This is a genomic window from Proteus faecis (assembly GCF_003144395.1).
GTDB classification, from domain to species: Bacteria; Pseudomonadota; Gammaproteobacteria; order Enterobacterales; family Enterobacteriaceae; genus Proteus; species Proteus faecis.
Map to the genome: position 1 here is coordinate 383,602 of NZ_PENZ01000045.1, position 17,314 is coordinate 400,915.

A 17,314-nucleotide genomic window follows, 5' to 3' on the forward strand; every position below is an offset into this window, starting at 1 on the left:
TGATAAATATAGTGTGTTGACAATTGAATTAGCGGATGGGGTATCGCCAAGCGGTAAGGCACCAGGTTTTGATCCTGGCATTCCCAGGTTCGAATCCTGGTACCCCAGCCATCTTTCAAAGGAAAGATAGCTAGATTCAATACGGCTATGTAGCTCAGCTGGTTAGAGCACAACACTCATAATGTTGGGGTCACAGGTTCGAATCCCGTCATAGCCACCATTTTTTGGGATATCGCCAAGCGGTAAGGCACCAGGTTTTGATCCTGGCATTCCCAGGTTCGAATCCTGGTATCCCAGCCATATTTTGAAAGAGAGACTCGCAGAGCGAGTCTTTTTTTCTCCAAGTTGTTGCGGGAGTGGCGAAATTGGTAGACGCACCAGATTTAGGTTCTGGCGCCGCAAGGTGTGCGAGTTCAAGTCTCGCCTCCCGCACCATTGATTACTAACGTGTTTATCACGAAATCAACAGATAAGACTCGCAATAGCGGGTCTTTTTTGTTTTTATCTCTTTAAATTTCCAATCTATTCTCTAAATATCATTTCTCTTCCCTTCTTTTCTTATTCCTCAGCACCCAAGAACTAAGCTCTTCTACATCATTATTTTTTTACTTATTCTCATCTCGACACACTTTATTTATCTCTCTGTACATATATCCCCCTAAATACTATACTCCCCCATAGTATATTTAAGGACTCTGTATGCCACACTCACCAGCAGAAAAAAAAGCCGCGTTAACTCGCGTAAGAAAAATTAAAGGACAGCTTCTTGCATTGGAAACTGCACTTGAAAAAGAAAATGAATGCAGTCAGGTATTACAACAAATTGCCGCCATCAGAGGTGCGATAAACGGTCTGATGGCCGGTGTACTCGAAAGTCATTTACGTGAAGGTCTTATGGATGCCGTCGCTTCTCCTGAAGATCAAAAAAATTCCGTTGATGATGCCATTTCACTTATCCGCACTTACCTGCGTTAATAACAAAAAAGGATACACCATGAAATCTCGTGCTGCGGTCGCATTTGGGCCAGGAGAACCTTTAAAAATCGTTGAAGTTGATGTCATGCCACCTCAAGCGGGTGAAGTGCTCATTAAAATTAGTCACACAGGTGTATGCCATACAGACGCATTCACACTTTCTGGTGATGATCCTGAAGGTGTATTCCCTGCTATTCTTGGCCATGAAGGTGCGGGAGTAGTTGTCGAAGTCGGTGAAGGTGTCACTAGTGTTAAACCAGGCGACCACGTTATTCCTCTGTATACCGCTGAATGTGGCGAATGTCTATTCTGTAAATCAGGCAAAACAAACTTATGTGTTGCAGTCAGAGCAACGCAAGGTAAAGGTTTAATGCCAGATGGAACAACTCGTTTTTCTTATAACGGACAGCCCATTTATCACTATATGGGATGCTCTACTTTTAGCGAATACACAGTGGTGGCTGAAGTTTCTCTGGCAAAAATCAATCCAGAAGCCAATCACGAAGAAGTTTGTTTATTAGGTTGTGGCGTAACAACTGGTATTGGCGCGGTTCACAATACAGCAAAAGTGCAAGAAGGTGATTCTGTTGCTGTATTTGGTTTAGGAGGCATTGGTCTTGCCGTTCTTCAAGGCGCAAGACAAGCTAAAGCGGGTCGTATTTTTGCTATCGATACCAATCCTGAAAAATTTGCATTAGCACGCCAATTTGGTGCAACAGATTGCTTAAATCCTAATGACTACGACAAGCCCATTCAGCAAGTACTTATTGAAATGACACAATGGGGTGTTGATCATACTTTTGAATGCATTGGTAACGTTAATGTCATGAGAGCAGCATTAGAAAGTGCACATCGTGGCTGGGGGCAATCCATTATTATTGGTGTTGCAGGCGCAGGACAAGAGATCTCAACCCGTCCATTCCAATTAGTGACTGGACGTTCTTGGAAAGGTACAGCTTTTGGTGGTGTTAAAGGTCGTAGCCAATTACCTGATATGGTTGAGGATGCGATGAAAGGCAATATAGAACTTAAGCCTTTTGTTACTCATAAACTGCCGTTAGAAAAAATTAATGAAGCTTTTGATTTAATGCACGAAGGTAAATCAATCCGAACCGTTATTCATTTCGATTAATCATCATCAAACCTATGTCTCATAGGTTTGTCTTTGCTTTTAAAGGAGTCAAAATGGAAAGGATTGAACGTCATGCCTGTTTTGGTGGTTGGCAAGAAGTCTATCAACATACATCAACGACGTTAAATTGTGAGATGAAATTTGCTATCTATCTTCCTCCTATGGAAGAAGAGCAAAAATACCCTGTTTTATATTGGTTATCAGGCTTAACCTGTAACGAGCAAAATTTTATTACTAAATCAGGCGCTCAGCAATTTGCCGCGCAACATGGCATTATTTTAGTTGTACCCGATACTAGCCCTCGCGGTGAAAATGTCGCTGATGATAGTGCTTATGATTTAGGGCAAGGCGCAGGGTTTTACCTCAATGCGACTCAATCGCCATGGAATACTCATTACAATATGTATGATTACATTGTAGATGAACTTCCTGCACTAATAGAAACGCATTTTCCAGTGACTTATCAACGTGCCATTAGTGGGCATTCGATGGGGGGACATGGCGCATTAATGATTGGACTGCGAAATTCAGAGCGCTATCGCAGTGTATCAGCGTTTTCTCCGATCGTAGCACCATCAGTTGTTCCTTGGGGTAAAAAAGCGTTTAGCGCTTATTTAGGCGATGATACAGCACAATGGCAACAATATGATACGGTAGCATTGATTAACCAAGCAGAAAGTGTGTTACCTATACGTATTGATGTCGGACTCGATGATCCTTTCTATCAAGAGCAACTGAAACCTGAATTATTTGCACAAGCTTGTGATAGAAAACAATTCCCTTATCAATTGAATTTACATCAAGGGTACGATCACAGTTACTATTTTGTGGCGAGTTTTATTGGTGAGCATATTGCTTTTCATGCCAAGCAGTTAAAAGCGTAATAATAATGCGATGATCTTATTGCTGACATTCCCCAGATCATCGCATTTCTAGTTACTTAATACCTAACGCATAACGTAGTGCAGCTTCTTTCACTTTTCCTGCATGTTGAGCAGCTAAAAGGCCGATATTTCTTACGACTTTTAAACCCGGTAATTGGTGGCTAAAAGCGTGATAAAATACGTCCATACCCGCTTGCATGACTAAATTATCAGGCATACGACGACGCTGATATTTCTTCAATACCGCCATTGAATCCCAAGGCTCAAAATGTTTTTTGGCATCAGCCACTAAGTCTAAGAAACAATCCACATCACGGTAACCTAAATTAACGCCCTGTCCTGCTAACGGATTGATGGTGTGAGCCGCATCGCCCAACAAAATAACACCTTTATCAACATAACGACTTGCATGTTGACGCGTTAATGGGAATGAGCCAGCAGCAATAGGCGTTACCTTACCCAATCGCTCAGGAAAAGCATGTTGAATTTCTTTTTCTAACTGCGTCATCGACATATTTTGCAGTTTTCTAATTCTGTCAGGCGAGTCATACCAAACCAAACAGGCCCAATTATCAAAAAGGGGTAAATAAGCACGGGGCCCTGAGGGGTAAAAACGTTGCCATGTTCCCTTTTCAGGAGGCAACTCTGTTTTCACCGTGATCAGCATACAAGATTGACGATATTGCCAACCATTGCTACCAATACCCGCAAATTGGCGAACTTGAGAATTCGCACCATCTGCACCTACCACTAAATTTGTAGTCACTTCATTACCATCAGAAAGTGTTACTTTCCATTTATCATCTAAATACGTCATTTTACTTAGACTATTTGGACATAATAAAGTGATATTGCTATAACGTTCAGCCTCTTGCCAAAGGGCTAATTGCAAAATTCGGTTTTCAACCATATAGCCTAATTCAGGTAAACCTAAGCTTTTAGCATCAAAAACCACATGGGCATTCTCTTCTTCCCATGTTTCTAAGGTAAGATAAGGTGCAGAACGCATAGCTAAAACATGTTGCCATGCACCTAATTGTTTTAATAGACTAACGGACGCGCAACTAATCGCAGAAATACGGATATCAGGATGAGATGACGCATCAAAAGGTGCAGGAGACTGTCGTTCAATCATTGCAACACGCAATCCTTCTTGCGCCAGCCCAATTGCAACAGCAGCGCCAATCATCCCGCCACCCGCGATGATTGCATCAAAATCGTTTTTTACATTACTCATCATTGTTATGCCATAACTCATTACTTTAAATAATAGGTAAGCGCTGTTTCAATTTATTTCTATTAAACTAAACGCCATAGATAATTAGCGCCGACTTGCTCTAGTCACTGACCACACAAATGACTACAATAACCACCTTATTGGCTTATTACACGCAACGTTTTCCAATGATTAGCTATTGTCTCACTGAAAATACCGGATTTACACAATGTCGACGATAAAAAAACTGTACATTAAAACTTGGGGCTGTCAGATGAATGAGTACGATTCATCCAAAATGGCAGACCTACTCGAAAGCACCCACGGTTATCAGTTAACCGATGTCGCCGAAGATGCGGACATTCTACTGCTAAATACCTGTTCTATCCGTGAGAAAGCACAAGAAAAAGTCTTTCATCAGTTAGGACGTTGGAAATATTTCAAAGATAATAAACCCGATATTATCATTGGCGTCGGCGGTTGTGTTGCATCTCAAGAAGGTGAATACATCCGTCAACGCGCGCAGTGTGTCGATATTATCTTCGGGCCACAAACCTTACACCGTTTGCCTGAAATGATTAATCAGGTTAAAGGGACTAAAAGCCCTGTTGTCGATATCAGCTTCCCTGAAATCGAAAAATTTGACCGTTTACCAGAACCACGTGCTGAAGGCCCTTCTGCTTTCGTTTCCATCATGGAAGGCTGTAACAAATACTGCTCTTTCTGCGTAGTGCCTTACACACGTGGTGAAGAAGTTAGCCGTCCTTGTGATGATGTACTATTTGAAATTGCTCAATTAGCTGCACAAGGTGTACGAGAAGTAAACTTGTTAGGTCAAAACGTTAACGCCTATCGTGGTGCTACTTTTGATGGTCAGATCTGTAGCTTTGCTGAATTAATTCGCTTAGTCGCTGCAATTGACGGTATTGACCGCATTCGCTTTACTACCAGTCACCCTATCGAATTTACTGACGATATTGTTGCGGTTTATGAAGATACACCAGAATTAGTCAGCTATTTACACTTGCCTGTGCAAAGTGGTTCTGACCGCATTCTAACATTAATGAAGCGTAACCATACTGCACTTGAATATAAGAGCATCATTCGCAAATTACGCAAAGCTCGTCCTGATATTCTGATAAGTTCAGACTTTATCATTGGTTTTCCGGGTGAAACTCAAGACGACTTTGAAAAAACCATGCAATTAATTGCGGATGTTAATTTTGATATGAGCTTTAGTTTCATCTATTCAGCACGTCCAGGTACACCAGCCGCTGATTTACCTGATGACGTCACTGAAGATGAGAAGAAACAACGTTTATATCTACTACAACAGCGCATCAATCAACAAGCGATGAACTTTAGCCGTGCAATGTTAAACACCGTACAGCGTATTCTAGTAGAAGGGCCTTCACGTAAAAATGTGATGGAGCTTTCTGGCCGTACTGAAAATAACCGAGTGGTTAATTTTGAAGGCACACCAGATATGATTGGTAAGTTCGTTGATGTTGAGATTGTTGACGTTTATGCCAATTCACTACGTGGTAAAGTCGTTAGAACGGAAGATCAAATGGATTTACGTATTCACGAATCTCCAGAATCCGTCATTGCACGTACACGTAAAGAAGATGAATTAGGAGTCGGTGTTTACCAACCTTAATTGATCAGATTTAACAAAAGGATAATCAGTGACAGTAATAGCACATGCACAGGTAGCGACCCAAGAAATCTTCTTAGAGCCAGCTGACAATGCCCGTTTAATGAGCCTATGTGGTCCATTTGACGATAATATTAAGCAACTTGAGCGCCGTTTAGGTATCGAGATTAATCATCGTGATAACCGTTTTAAACTCACGGGAAAATCATTGTGTGTCAATGCGGCTGCAGGAATTTTACGTCGCCTGTATGTGGAAACCTCGCCAATTAAAGGCGTGATCCCCGATATCGACCCTGAACAAATTCACCTTGCAATCAAAGAAAGCCGTGTGCTTGAGCAAAGTGATGAGCATGTTCCTGAATTTGGGAAATCAACCAATATTCGGACTAAACGAGGTGTAATAAAACCTCGTACACCCAATCAGGCGCAGTATATTGCCAATATCCAAACCCATGATATTACGTTTGGTATTGGACCTGCAGGTACAGGTAAAACCTATCTAGCTGTTGCTGCTGCTGTGGATGCCCTTGAGCGCCAAGAAGTACGTCGTATTCTGTTAACACGTCCAGCCGTTGAAGCAGGTGAGAAACTAGGCTTTTTACCGGGTGACCTCAGTCAAAAAGTCGATCCTTATTTGCGACCACTTTATGATGCGTTATTTGAGATGTTGGGTTTTGAAAAAGTTGAGAAACTAATAGAGCGTAATGTTATCGAAGTCGCCCCTCTCGCTTATATGCGTGGGCGTACACTTAATGATGCTTTTATTATTCTCGATGAAAGTCAAAACACCACTATTGAACAGATGAAAATGTTCTTAACGCGTATTGGTTTTAACTCTAAAGCAGTTATCACTGGGGATATTACCCAGATTGACCTGCCAAGAGGCAATAAATCAGGCTTACGTCATGCCATTGAAGTGTTATCTGATGTAAATGACTTAAGTTTTAACTTTTTCCACAGTGAAGACGTTGTTCGCCATCCAGTGGTTGCCAAAATTGTTATCGCCTATGAAGCTTGGGAAACGGAAGATCAAAAACGCCGCCAAGCTATCAAAGCAGAAAAAGAGAAGCTTCAGAGAGATAATCATGAGTGAAGTTATCCTTGATTTACAAATAGCAAGTGAAAATGCACAAGGGCTTCCTACCGAAGCCCAATTTATGACATGGTTAGAAGCGGTATTACCGCAATTTCAACCGGTAAGTGAAGTGACTATTCGTATTGTTGATGAAGCAGAAAGTCACGAACTAAATCTCACTTATCGAGGAAAAGATAAACCAACTAATGTGCTTTCTTTTCCCTTTGAGGCTCCACCTGAAGTTGAATTGCCTCTCTTGGGAGATTTGATTATTTGCCGTCAAGTGGTAGAAAAAGAGGCGGCTGAACAGAGTAAGACTGTTGAAGAACACTGGGCACACATGGTTATTCATGGATGTCTGCATCTTTTAGGTTATGATCATATTGAAGATGATGAAGCCGAAGAAATGGAAGGTTTAGAGACAGAAATCTTACAAAATTTAGGTTATGCAGATCCCTATTTAATTGAAAAAGAGTAACAGTTCTCTTATTTTTATGATAAATACTATATCTAATTAACCATTCAATGAGGAAAAATAGTTAAAACGCCATGAGCGACGACCAATCTTCGAGTAACGATAACCCTGGTCCTAAGAAAGGGTTTCTCACACTGCTTAATCAGTGGTTCCACGGTGAACCTAAAAACCGTGATGATCTGATGGAGCTTATCCGCGATTCTGAACAGAAAGAATTAATTGATCCTGACACCCGCGACATGCTTGAAGGGGTAATGGATATTGCTGAACAACGCGTTCGGGACATCATGATCCCTCGCTCGCAAATTGTCACACTAAAACGCAATCAAACCCTTGATGAATGTTTGGATGTGATTATTGACTCAGCACACTCCCGTTTCCCTGTTATTAGCGAGGACAAAGATCATATTGAAGGCTTATTAATGGCAAAAGATTTACTGCCATTTATGCGTACTGACGCAGAGCCATTTAGTATGGATAAAGTCTTACGCTCTGCTGTTGTTGTGCCTGAAAGCAAACGAGTTGATCGCCTATTAAAAGAGTTCCGCTCTCAACGCTATCATATGGCGATTGTGATCGATGAATTTGGAGGCGTATCTGGTCTCGTCACAATTGAGGATATTCTTGAACTTATCGTAGGCGAAATTGAAGATGAGTATGACGATGAGGATGATATTGATATTCGCCCACTGAGTCGTCACGCTTACTCAGTTCGAGCTTTAACCCAGATAGAAGATTTCAATGAAGCGTTCGGGACACATTTCAGCGATGAAGAAGTTGATACTATTGGCGGTTTAGTTATGCAAGCCTTTGGTCACCTTCCTGCTCGTGGTGAAACTATTGCCATTGATAATTACCAATTTAAAGTTGTTATGGCTGATAGCCGTAAGATCATTCAGGTTTATGTGCATATTCCCGATGATGCGCCAATTCCTGAACTAGGTAATGATGCATAGGATATCAATGAATAAGATCTCTTTCTTAAACCGCCAGTGGGTTCGCGCCCTTCTGGCGGTTTTTTTCGGTGCCATTGGCACATTAGCATTTTCACCATTTGATTTTTGGCCTGCGGCGTTAATTTCACTACTTGGCTTATTACTGATAATCACGCATCGTACAACTCGTCAAGGTGCATTCCTTGGTTTTGCTTGGGGATTTGGGTTATTTGGTAGCGGTGTAAATTGGGTTTACGTCAGTATTGCTGATTTTGGTGGTATGCCGTTTGCGATAAATATCTTTTTAGTCATTTTATTAGCACTCTACTTATCACTCTATACACTGTTATTTGCAGGATTGCTGAATAAGTTTTTTCCAAAGCCAACCCTGTGGCGTTTTGTATTTGCCGCCCCTGCACTATGGCAAATCACTGAATTTTTAAGAGGCTGGGTATTATCAGGTTTCCCTTGGTTACAATTTGGCTATAGCCAAATCGATGGCCCATTAAAAGGTATTGCACCTATTTTCGGTGTCACGATGATAACGTTGCTCTTAACCGTTATTAGTGGATTAATTGCATTTACAATCTATCGTAAATCAATTTACAGCCTCGTGGTTGCACTGCTTTTATTAGTATTACCTATCAGCTTTAAATCCTATCAGTGGTATCAACCTTTGCCTGATGAAACGCAAGAAATCGCATTAGTTCAAGGCAATATTGCACAATCTTTAAAATGGGAACCGGGTACATTAGAGAGTACATTAAAAACCTATCTCACTTTAAGTCGCCCTTTTATTGGTAATGCGAATCTCATTATTTGGCCTGAATCTGCGATCCCTGATGTTGAAATTCAGCAACAACGTTTTTTAGCTGAATTGGATAAGCAGTTAAGAGAGCAAGATACCCATTTAATGACAGGAATTATTGATGCTCGGCCAACATTAGAAGGTTATCGTTTCTACAATAGTGTCATCACATTAGGTGAGCACTATGCTTATCAATATCCAGCAACCGATCGCTATAACAAACATCACCTTGTTCCTTTTGGTGAATATGTACCATTAGAATCACTATTACGTCCACTTGCGCCTTTCTTTAATTTACCGATGTCATCATTAAGCCAAGGTGAATATGTACAGCCTCAACTTACAGTCAATGATGCCAAAATAACCGCAGCGATTTGCTACGAAATTATTTTAGGTGAACAAGTCCGCGCTAATTTTAAACCTGATACACGCTTCTTATTAACGATTTCTAATGATGCGTGGTTTGGTAACTCCATTGGACCATGGCAACACTTCCAAATGGCGAGAATGCGTTCTCTTGAACTAGGAAGACCATTATTACGCTCGACAAATAACGGTATTACCGCATTCATTGCTGCCAATGGTGATGTAATCTCTCAACTGCCTCAGTTTGAAGAAGGTGCTTTAGCGGAAAAAATCACCCCAACAACAGGGTTAACCCCTTATTATAAATGGGGAAATACACCATTGTGGATAATCGTTGGATTATTTTTTATCATCGCCTTTATTAAACGCCGAGTTGAATAAAGCAAAATAAAATAACGGAATTCAATATAATCATGAATTCCGTTATTTTTAATCGATTAAAGCTTAAAATGATTGCTTGTATACCGTTCAAAAACCAGCCCACCATAAACGCAGTTTTAATCCCCACGAAGATGACCAACCGCTAGTAAACCCTACCATTTCCCCTTTATAAACAATAACAAATGAGGGTGTTGCACTAATTTCCCACTGTTGAGAAATATCCCCTCGACTATCATTTATTACCGGAAAGAGTAGTCCTTTAGAGTGAATACCGCGTTCTAACTTTGCGTTATCACCCGAACGGATCGCAACAGATGTCACATTATAGCCATCTTGCGCTAACGAATTGACTGTCGGCGTTGTGAGTTTACAAACACCACACCAAGTTGCCCAAAAATAGATTAATAAGGGCTTTTCAGCACTCAATTCAGCTAAAGAAACAACCTTATTATCAATAGTATAAAGCTCAGGTAAATTGGTTAGAGAGGGTGGCGTAGGTTGTCGCCACCAATCCATAGCAAAAGAAGCTACAACGAAAATGACAACCAGAACAAGCAGTTCTTTACTCCACTTTCGCAAGCGACTACACATTATTTTTTCACTTTAGCCAGTTGCTCTTTCACAATCACTTCTAGTTGAGCGTAATCAACAGCGCCAGGGATAACCATATCGCCAACAACCGTTGCAGGTGTACCTTGGATACCTAACTTACGAGAAAGCTCTAAATTGTTTTGTAACGCTTTTAAACTTTCATCCGTTAATTTTACTTTGCTTGTATTGGTTGTTTTCATTGCATCGTCAATACTTGCATTATCTAGCATTGTTTTCTTCTGCATTAAACGTTGGTGTAATGCTAAAAATGCTTTTGGATCTTCCTTCCAGACTGAAAGCACAGCTTGAGAGGCTTTTGCTGAACTTTCACCTTTAAATGGCAGTGGTTTAATCACCACAGCAACTTCAGGATAATCTTTTGTGATTTGTTCTAACAGTGGGTCAAAGCGTTTGCAATAAGGACAGTTATAATCAGTAAAAGAAACCAACACTAACTTAGCGTCTTTTGCACCAATACGAGGGCTTGCTGCATCGTTATATAATGCATCGTGTTCTGCATTTAATGCAGTACGGAATTGAGCTTGTTGCTCATCTGCTTTTTGCGCTTGTAATGCAGTGATAGCTTCTTCCAAAATCTCTGGATTTTTAATTAACGTATCACGAACCAGCGCGCGAACTTCTTTTTCCTGATCAGCACTTAATGCTGCAGCTTGCACATTTGCACCAAAAAGTAGCGAAGAAATAACCAGTGCCGAAAGTGTTTTTTTCATTATTGGGCTCCTTTAGCCTCTGAAAGAACTGTCAATGTTGAATCTTTATTTAAAATAGGGGGTAAAACCACGCCATCTTTATGGCAAGGCCCATAAACTTGGTTAAAAGGTACTGCAACTTGACCACGTTGTTTTAAAAACTGAGTGATCTTATCAGAGGGTTTAGTCCAATCCCCTCTTAATGCAACAACATCTGGTGCTGAAAGTGCTTCTTGGATCTCGTCTCGCAATAATACATTGTATTTATTTGCTTTGCAGGTTACGCACCAATCTGCAGTTACATCAATAAACACACGTTTATTGTCTGCTAATGCTTGGTGTATTGCTTCTTCTGATAAAGGCTGCCAATTTATCGTATCTTGACCGGCGAGTGTTTGGCTTTCTGGTTGCTCCACAAACAAATAAGTACTTCCACCTAAAAAGAGAGCAATAATAGCCGAAATAAATACGGTTTTTTTGCCATAATGCCGTGCAATCGCTAACAATAAAAGTAAAGCAATGGCAATAAAAATAGCCATAACGATTGGCATTCCTAAGTGTGGAATAAGTAATGTAATTAGCCAAATACTGGACAACAACATCATAAAGCCTAAAACCACTCTTAGGCGATTCATCCATTTACCTGGTTTTGGTAACACTTTGGCGATAGATGGGAATATTGCCACTAAGATCCAAGGCAAACTCATTCCAATCCCGAGCGCGGTAAAAATAAGCCATAGCTCATTTAAAGGCGCAATAAGTGCATAGGCGACGGCGGTTCCTAAAAATGGCGCTGAACAAGGTGTCGCAAGTAAAGTCGCAAATGCACCTTCCCAAAAGTGCCGACTATATCCTTCGCCCCCCGCGGTTGCCATTTTGGTATTCATATCACTACTTAAACGCAGTTCAAATAATCCAAATAGATTTGCAGTAAAAATAGCAGTAACTAATACCATAAAGCCAATAAACCAAGGACTTTGGAATTGAATGCCCCAACCTAAGGCTTCTTGGCTATAACGTAAGCCCGTCATAAACAGAGCTAGCACCCAAAATGAAACTAAAATCCCTAAAACAGAAACAGAAAATTGCTTGCGAATAACCCCTTTATCCCGATTTTCAAGATGTAAAATTGATCCCATTTTCATCGCAAGTACAGGTAATACACAAGGCATCAAATTCAGAATTAAGCCGCCCAATAGTGCAAAAGCAAGAATGCTCCAAAGCCCAATACCGGAACTAGATGGTGGAACAATCTCCTCTTTTCCATGCCCTATTGTGTCATTAACTTGACGAGAAAAATCTTGGTCAGTAATAACAAAGGAAAGCGCCTTACCTGAGATATCACCAGCAGCATCCCCCCAATCATCTGTCACATCAACGGTGACAAATAGGTTTTTATCTTGATGATTTAATTTTGGAATGCCATAAAGCATACCTTCGGGGGGATCGAGATAAATATTAGGCTGACCCCAAGCACCTTGCTCTCTTTGCAAAGAAATAGTGAGTTGGCTATTGTTATAACTAGAAGAAACTGATGATATTAATCCCGTTCCAACAGGAATTTTGGCCATTGCCTGATTATATTGCCATTCAAAATCAGCAGGCACAGGTTCAGTAAGATCTAAATCTAAAGTGTAATCAGTCAGAATACAGACATTACTGCATGTTGATAAAGTTAAAACCCCTGTTAAACGATCAGCATGAACAGGAGATAATTCAATGGGAAAAATAACCTGTTTATCATAACCTTGAGTGTGAATACCAGCGACATCAAAAGCTGAAGGCGAAGGCCAATGCCAATTCATAGCCCCCACATCTTGAGACCAGTTAATTTCAGGGGCAACACCACCTTCTCCAGGAGAACGCCAATACGTTTTCCACCCAGACTCAAGTTGTACTTCAAGTAACATTTTCACTTCACCTGTTGGGGACTTTTGTGCTGTCGCCCTAACTTGTGCATGAGAATTATCAGGTGTAGTTAACCAGCCTGTATCTGCAGCTTGAGAAGTAGATAAAGTAAATAGCGTGAATATAAACGCCATCATAAAAGAACGAAACATAACAACTCCCTAAAAATTCCTACAACGCTACACATAGAGCCACGTCCAAAATAGACGTGTAATCTTTTAGCTAAAAGGAAATTTCTAATCCCTCAAAATACAATAATGAAGGTGAAGTCTGATTGGAGGAGGTGGATGGTGATGTTTTTTCTGATTACGCTGACGCGATACATAGATGCCAGCCATGCTTAACAATAGCAATACAGCCCATGAATGAAAAAATGGCTCTACTGTTAATGGAGGAACAGATAATAATGATTTGGCGCTTAACTCACAGGTGGATAGTGAATAAGTGTGTTCTGTTGCGCTATTTTCATCGGCAATTGGTGTTGATAGTGGGTATTGTGTTTGAGCAACAGCCGTTGCTAAGCGCTCACTAATAATGTGGGCACCTAATGAACGCTGAACAATACAACACAAAATCAGCAAAACTGTTATCACCACTAGCCAGCGACCTGACCGCCAATTACTCATAGATGTTCCTCATCAAGATGACTCGCTATCTTAGCGGTAATCTACAGACAAACAACTCCTTAAGACAAACTTTACAAATCCCTACTTAGTTTATTTTTCGCATTATCTCAAATTTCCATCTTTACCCTTTATTTCTATAAGGTTTCTACTACAATAATTTAAAATATTGAAAACAACTTCCAAAAAAATAATCAACTAGATTTGATTTCATTCTTTTATTGAGAGATACCTCTCGTATTTCACAAATTGCACTTCCCAACAATATGTTATTTGTTCTATCTATTAACATTACCAAAACAAATTAAAACAAAAAAGTAACACAAAGCAAAACACAAATATCACTTATCACCACGACAGGAGTTATTATGCGCATGCGTAAACTAGCATTATCGTTAATGATCTTAGGGGCTGCAGGAGCTGTGCAGGCAGAAGAACTCACTGGAACCTTAAAGAAAATCAATGATAACGATATTATTATCGTTGGACACAGAGAATCCTCTGTTCCTTTCTCTTATTATGACAATCAACAGAAAGTGGTTGGCTATTCTCAAGACTATTCCAACCTTATTGTGCAAGCAGTCAAAGACAAAATAGGCAAACCAAACTTACAAGTTCGCCTTATTCCTATTACCTCTCAGAATCGTATTCCATTATTACAAAATGGCACATTTGATTTTGAGTGTGGCTCAACAACCAACAATGAAGCTCGTCAGCAACAAGCTAGCTTCTCTAATACTATTTTCATCGTAGGTACTCGTTTACTGACGAAAAAAGACAGTGGAATTAAAGATTTTACAGATTTGTCAGGTAAAAACGTTGTCGTAACATCAGGAACAACGTCCGAAATGTTACTTAACAAATTAAATGATGAGAAAAAGATGAATATGCGCATTATCAGCGCAAAAGATCATGGAGACTCATTCCGTACACTTGAATCAGGTCGTGCAGTTGCCTTTATGATGGATGACGCATTACTCGCTGGCGAACGTGCAAAAGCGAAAAAACCGGGTGAGTGGGAAATTGTAGGAACCCCACAATCTGAAGAAGCCTATGGCTGTATGTTGCGTAAAGATGACACTCAATTCAAAGCGTTAATTGATGAAACTATCGCTAAAGCACAAAAATCAGGTGAAGCAGAAAAATCGTTCAATCGCTGGTTTAATGCACCGATCCCACCTAAAAATCTTAACTTAGAATTCACCATCTCTGATGAAATGAAAGCATTATTTGCATCACCAAATGATAAAGCTCTGAATTAAAAACATATAAGCAGTTGATGCAAAATACATAATTATAAAGTATCTGTTGGACAGACAGATCAGTGAAGTTTGGGGCAGCCGTTCCCTGCCCCTCTTTTTTCACCGGAGGTGAAATCATGTCGATTGATTGGGATTGGGGGATATTCTTCCAAGAAGCCCCTTTCGGAAACACCACATACTTAGGATGGCTAATTTCTGGCTTCCAAGTCACTATTGCCTTATCTCTATGCGCTTGGGTTATTGCCTTTCTTGTTGGTTCTTTATTCGGAATTTTACGCACGGTCCCTAATCGCTGGCTTTCAAGCTTAGGCACTGTTTATGTTGAATTATTCCGTAACGTACCACTTATTGTTCAATTCTTTACGTGGTATCTCGTCATTCCTGAGCTATTACCTCAATCTATTGGCGACTGGTTTAAAATGGACTTAGCGCCAAATGTGCAATTTTTTGTCTCATCAGCACTCTGCTTAGGTTTATTTACCGCAGCGCGTATGTGTGAACAAGTGAGAGCTGCAATAAACTCATTACCCCGAGGTCAAAAAGCCGCAGGATTAGCATTGGGTTTAACTTTACCTCAAACTTATCGCTATGTTTTATTACCCAATGCATACCGAGTCATTATCCCACCAATGACATCCGAAATGCTCAATCTCGTGAAAAACTCAGCTATTGCCTCTACTATCGGACTGATTGATATGGCAGCACAAGCAAATAAACTCCTCGATTATTCAGCAAAAGCGTATGAGTCATTCACAGCAATCACACTGGCCTATGTATTTATCAATGTCATCATAATGCTAATAATGCATTGGCTTGAAAAACGCGTTCGCTTACCCGGCACAACAGGAGGTCAATAATGTACGAATTTGACTGGAGTTCTGTTGTTCCAAGCCTACCATTTTTAGTTGATGGAATGGCTATTACACTAAAAATCACCATCACCGCTATTGTGGTCGGTATTTTATGGGGAACGGTGCTTGCTGTTATGCGCCTATCGACCTTTAAGCCTATTAGCTGGTTTGCAGCCGCTTACGTTAATACCTTCCGTTCTATTCCATTAGTCATGGTATTACTGTGGTTTTATTTAATTGTGCCTAACATATTACAAAATGTTCTAGGGCTTTCACCGAAAAGTGATATCCGTTTAATTTCAGCAATGATAGCGTTCTCTTTATTTGAAGCAGCTTATTACTCTGAAATTATAAGAGCAGGTATTCAAAGTGTTAGCAAAGGACAATTTTCAGCCTCACTTGCGTTAGGTATGACCAAATCGCAAACAATGCGTTTAGTGATCCTACCTCAAGCCTTTCGAGCCATGATCCCGCTTTTACTGACTCAAGGAATTGTATTATTCCAAGATACTTCCTTAGTTTACGTTTTAAGTCTTACTGACTTTTTCAGAACAGCGGCAAATATTGGAGAACGAGATGGTACACAAGTTGAAATGATCCTTTTTGCTGGTTTTGTTTATTTCGTCATTAGCTTTGCTGCTTCAATGTTAGTGAACTTTCTTAAAAAAAGGACTACCTAGATGATTTCCCTAAAAGACGTATCTAAATGGTATGGTCAGTTTCAAGTACTGACTGAATGTTCCACTGAAGTTAAAAAGGGGGAAGTTGTTGTTGTCTGTGGACCTTCTGGCTCAGGTAAATCAACACTGATCAAGACAGTAAATGGTTTAGAGCCTATACAACAAGGCGAAATCCTTGTTAATGAAATCAAAGTCAATGACAAGCATACCGATCTTGCTAAATTACGAGCAAAAGTGGGGATGGTATTCCAACATTTTGAACTCTTCCCTCACCTCTCTATTATTGAAAATCTTACACTAGCACAAGTTAAAGTGCTTAATAGAGAAAAAGAGGCTGCAAGAGAGAAAGGGTTAAAGTTATTAGAGCGAGTGGGATTAGCAAGTCATGCTAACAAATATCCCGCGCAACTTTCTGGTGGTCAGCAACAACGTGTCGCCATCGCTCGTGCATTATGTATGGATCCTATTGCAATGCTATTTGATGAACCGACCTCAGCACTTGATCCTGAAATGATTAATGAAGTCCTTGATGTAATGGTAGAGCTTGCAAATGAAGGTATGACGATGATGGTAGTGACCCATGAAATGGGTTTTGCTAAAAAGGTTGCTGACCGTATTATTTTTATGGATGAAGGTCGAATAGTAGAAGATAGACCTAAAAACGACTTTTTTGATAATCCAAAATCAGCACGAGCAAAAGATTTCCTCGCTAAAATTCTGCACTAATTGCCACTATCCCTCTGCTGGCGTGCTTTTTTAGCACGTCAGCCCCAAATAATAATTTC

The 17,314-nt window shown here is 40.3% G+C and carries 17 protein-coding genes and 4 tRNA genes; 16 read left to right on the top strand and 5 right to left on the bottom strand.

Annotation, left to right across the window (positions count from 1 at the left end):
* Positions 1-36: 36 nt before the first annotated feature.
* From DK858_RS15525 to fghA, 7 genes are all read left to right on the top strand, one after another.
* Positions 37-111, top strand: a tRNA-Gln gene (locus tag DK858_RS15525).
* Positions 112-143: 32 nt separating this feature from the next.
* Positions 144-220: transfer RNA gene (locus tag DK858_RS15530), tRNA-Met, on the top strand.
* Between the two features lie 5 nt (positions 221-225).
* Positions 226-300 (top strand) — tRNA-Gln (locus DK858_RS15535).
* Between the two features lie 50 nt (positions 301-350).
* Positions 351-435: transfer RNA gene (locus DK858_RS15540), tRNA-Leu, on the top strand.
* Between the two features lie 264 nt (positions 436-699).
* Entirely contained in the window at positions 700-975 is a 276-nt protein-coding gene (locus DK858_RS15545; protein WP_109398159.1) for a metal/formaldehyde-sensitive transcriptional repressor, read from the top strand.
* Positions 976-994: 19 nt separating this feature from the next.
* Positions 995-2,107: an S-(hydroxymethyl)glutathione dehydrogenase/class III alcohol dehydrogenase gene (locus tag DK858_RS15550; protein ID WP_109398160.1), complete on the top strand. Its 1,113-nt coding sequence runs from the start codon at positions 995-997 to the stop codon at positions 2,105-2,107.
* Between the two features lie 53 nt (positions 2,108-2,160).
* A complete protein-coding gene (fghA, locus tag DK858_RS15555) occupies positions 2,161-2,991 on the top strand; it encodes an S-formylglutathione hydrolase (protein ID WP_109398161.1) in 831 nt (276 codons plus the stop codon).
* 52 nt (positions 2,992-3,043) lie between these two features.
* On the opposite strand, the gene ubiF is transcribed toward fghA, so the two are convergent.
* Positions 3,044-4,231, bottom strand: coding sequence for a 3-demethoxyubiquinol 3-hydroxylase (ubiF, locus tag DK858_RS15560; protein WP_109398162.1), 1,188 nt, complete (start codon positions 4,229-4,231; stop codon positions 3,044-3,046).
* A 205-nt stretch (positions 4,232-4,436) separates the two neighbouring features.
* Between ubiF and miaB the strand changes: the two genes are divergently transcribed.
* From miaB to lnt, 5 genes are all read left to right on the top strand, one after another.
* Positions 4,437-5,867 (top strand): tRNA (N6-isopentenyl adenosine(37)-C2)-methylthiotransferase MiaB, encoded by a 1,431-nt coding sequence (gene miaB / locus DK858_RS15565; RefSeq protein WP_109398163.1) that lies wholly within the window; start codon positions 4,437-4,439, stop codon positions 5,865-5,867.
* A 28-nt stretch (positions 5,868-5,895) separates the two neighbouring features.
* The gene (locus tag DK858_RS15570) at positions 5,896-6,957 is read left to right on the top strand and encodes a PhoH family protein (RefSeq protein ID WP_109398164.1); all 1,062 of its coding nucleotides are present in this window, start codon (positions 5,896-5,898) and stop codon (positions 6,955-6,957) included.
* A complete protein-coding gene (gene ybeY / locus DK858_RS15575; RefSeq protein ID WP_109398165.1) occupies positions 6,950-7,417 on the top strand; it encodes an rRNA maturation RNase YbeY in 468 nt (155 codons plus the stop codon). Before DK858_RS15570 ends, ybeY begins: the two co-directional genes overlap by 8 nt.
* Positions 7,418-7,488: 71 nt before the next feature.
* Positions 7,489-8,370, top strand: coding sequence for a CNNM family magnesium/cobalt transport protein CorC (corC, locus tag DK858_RS15580; RefSeq protein ID WP_109398166.1), 882 nt, complete (start codon positions 7,489-7,491; stop codon positions 8,368-8,370).
* 7 nt (positions 8,371-8,377) lie between these two features.
* Entirely contained in the window at positions 8,378-9,904 is a 1,527-nt protein-coding gene (lnt, locus tag DK858_RS15585) for an apolipoprotein N-acyltransferase (RefSeq protein ID WP_109398167.1), read from the top strand.
* A gap of 87 nt (positions 9,905-9,991) precedes the next feature.
* Here lnt and DK858_RS15590 read toward each other — a convergent pair whose 3' ends face one another.
* The 4 genes from DK858_RS15590 to DK858_RS15605 form a co-directional block, all read right to left on the bottom strand.
* Positions 9,992-10,495: a protein disulfide oxidoreductase gene (locus DK858_RS15590; protein ID WP_109398168.1), complete on the bottom strand. Its 504-nt coding sequence runs from the start codon at positions 10,493-10,495 to the stop codon at positions 9,992-9,994.
* Positions 10,495-11,226: a DsbA family protein gene (locus DK858_RS15595; RefSeq protein WP_109398169.1), complete on the bottom strand. Its 732-nt coding sequence runs from the start codon at positions 11,224-11,226 to the stop codon at positions 10,495-10,497. Before DK858_RS15595 ends, DK858_RS15590 begins: the two co-directional genes overlap by 1 nt.
* Positions 11,226-13,265, bottom strand: coding sequence for a protein-disulfide reductase DsbD family protein (locus DK858_RS15600; RefSeq protein ID WP_109398170.1), 2,040 nt, complete (start codon positions 13,263-13,265; stop codon positions 11,226-11,228). The genes DK858_RS15595 and DK858_RS15600 overlap by 1 nt, the downstream gene beginning before the upstream one ends.
* A gap of 84 nt (positions 13,266-13,349) precedes the next feature.
* Positions 13,350-13,739 carry a metal resistance protein gene (locus DK858_RS15605; protein WP_109398171.1) on the bottom strand — a complete coding sequence of 130 codons (390 nt, stop codon included), beginning with the start codon at positions 13,737-13,739 and terminating at the stop codon, positions 13,350-13,352.
* 365 nt (positions 13,740-14,104) lie between these two features.
* Here DK858_RS15605 and DK858_RS15610 point away from each other — a divergent pair, with 365 nt between their 5' ends.
* The 4 genes from DK858_RS15610 to DK858_RS15625 all read left to right on the top strand — a co-directional run bounded on the left by DK858_RS15610 (position 14,105) and on the right by DK858_RS15625 (position 17,255).
* The gene (locus DK858_RS15610) at positions 14,105-14,998 is read left to right on the top strand and encodes an amino acid ABC transporter substrate-binding protein (RefSeq protein WP_109398172.1); all 894 of its coding nucleotides are present in this window, start codon (positions 14,105-14,107) and stop codon (positions 14,996-14,998) included.
* A gap of 116 nt (positions 14,999-15,114) precedes the next feature.
* Positions 15,115-15,855, top strand: coding sequence for an amino acid ABC transporter permease (locus DK858_RS15615; RefSeq protein WP_069370058.1), 741 nt, complete (start codon positions 15,115-15,117; stop codon positions 15,853-15,855).
* On the top strand, positions 15,855-16,529 hold the full coding sequence (gene gltK / locus DK858_RS15620; RefSeq protein WP_006537724.1) for a glutamate/aspartate ABC transporter permease GltK: 675 nt from the start codon (positions 15,855-15,857) through the stop codon (positions 16,527-16,529). Before DK858_RS15615 ends, gltK begins: the two co-directional genes overlap by 1 nt.
* Positions 16,530-17,255: an amino acid ABC transporter ATP-binding protein gene (locus tag DK858_RS15625; RefSeq protein ID WP_109398173.1), complete on the top strand. Its 726-nt coding sequence runs from the start codon at positions 16,530-16,532 to the stop codon at positions 17,253-17,255. It abuts the gene before it with no gap.
* The last annotated feature ends 59 nt before the right edge of the window (positions 17,256-17,314 follow it).

What these genes read in the sequence shown, in the direction of transcription:
- corC (WP_109398166.1), top strand. Translation starts at nt 7,489, where the DNA reads ATGAGCGACGACCAATCTTCGAGTAACGATAACCCTGGTCCTAAGAAA.
- DK858_RS15610 (WP_109398172.1), top strand. Translation starts at nt 14,105, where the DNA reads ATGCGCATGCGTAAACTAGCATTATCGTTAATGATCTTAGGGGCTGCA.
- miaB (WP_109398163.1), top strand. Translation starts at nt 4,437, where the DNA reads ATGTCGACGATAAAAAAACTGTACATTAAAACTTGGGGCTGTCAGATG.
- ybeY (WP_109398165.1), top strand. Translation starts at nt 6,950, where the DNA reads ATGAGTGAAGTTATCCTTGATTTACAAATAGCAAGTGAAAATGCACAA.
- lnt (WP_109398167.1), top strand. Translation starts at nt 8,378, where the DNA reads ATGAATAAGATCTCTTTCTTAAACCGCCAGTGGGTTCGCGCCCTTCTG.
- ubiF (WP_109398162.1), bottom strand. Translation starts at nt 4,231, where the DNA reads ATGATGAGTAATGTAAAAAACGATTTTGATGCAATCATCGCGGGTGGC.
- DK858_RS15550 (WP_109398160.1), top strand. Translation starts at nt 995, where the DNA reads ATGAAATCTCGTGCTGCGGTCGCATTTGGGCCAGGAGAACCTTTAAAA.
- gltK (WP_006537724.1), top strand. Translation starts at nt 15,855, where the DNA reads ATGTACGAATTTGACTGGAGTTCTGTTGTTCCAAGCCTACCATTTTTA.
- DK858_RS15600 (WP_109398170.1), bottom strand. Translation starts at nt 13,265, where the DNA reads ATGTTTCGTTCTTTTATGATGGCGTTTATATTCACGCTATTTACTTTA.
- DK858_RS15595 (WP_109398169.1), bottom strand. Translation starts at nt 11,226, where the DNA reads ATGAAAAAAACACTTTCGGCACTGGTTATTTCTTCGCTACTTTTTGGT.
- DK858_RS15605 (WP_109398171.1), bottom strand. Translation starts at nt 13,739, where the DNA reads ATGAGTAATTGGCGGTCAGGTCGCTGGCTAGTGGTGATAACAGTTTTG.
- DK858_RS15615 (WP_069370058.1), top strand. Translation starts at nt 15,115, where the DNA reads ATGTCGATTGATTGGGATTGGGGGATATTCTTCCAAGAAGCCCCTTTC.
- DK858_RS15590 (WP_109398168.1), bottom strand. Translation starts at nt 10,495, where the DNA reads ATGTGTAGTCGCTTGCGAAAGTGGAGTAAAGAACTGCTTGTTCTGGTT.
- fghA (WP_109398161.1), top strand. Translation starts at nt 2,161, where the DNA reads ATGGAAAGGATTGAACGTCATGCCTGTTTTGGTGGTTGGCAAGAAGTC.
- DK858_RS15545 (WP_109398159.1), top strand. Translation starts at nt 700, where the DNA reads ATGCCACACTCACCAGCAGAAAAAAAAGCCGCGTTAACTCGCGTAAGA.
- DK858_RS15625 (WP_109398173.1), top strand. Translation starts at nt 16,530, where the DNA reads ATGATTTCCCTAAAAGACGTATCTAAATGGTATGGTCAGTTTCAAGTA.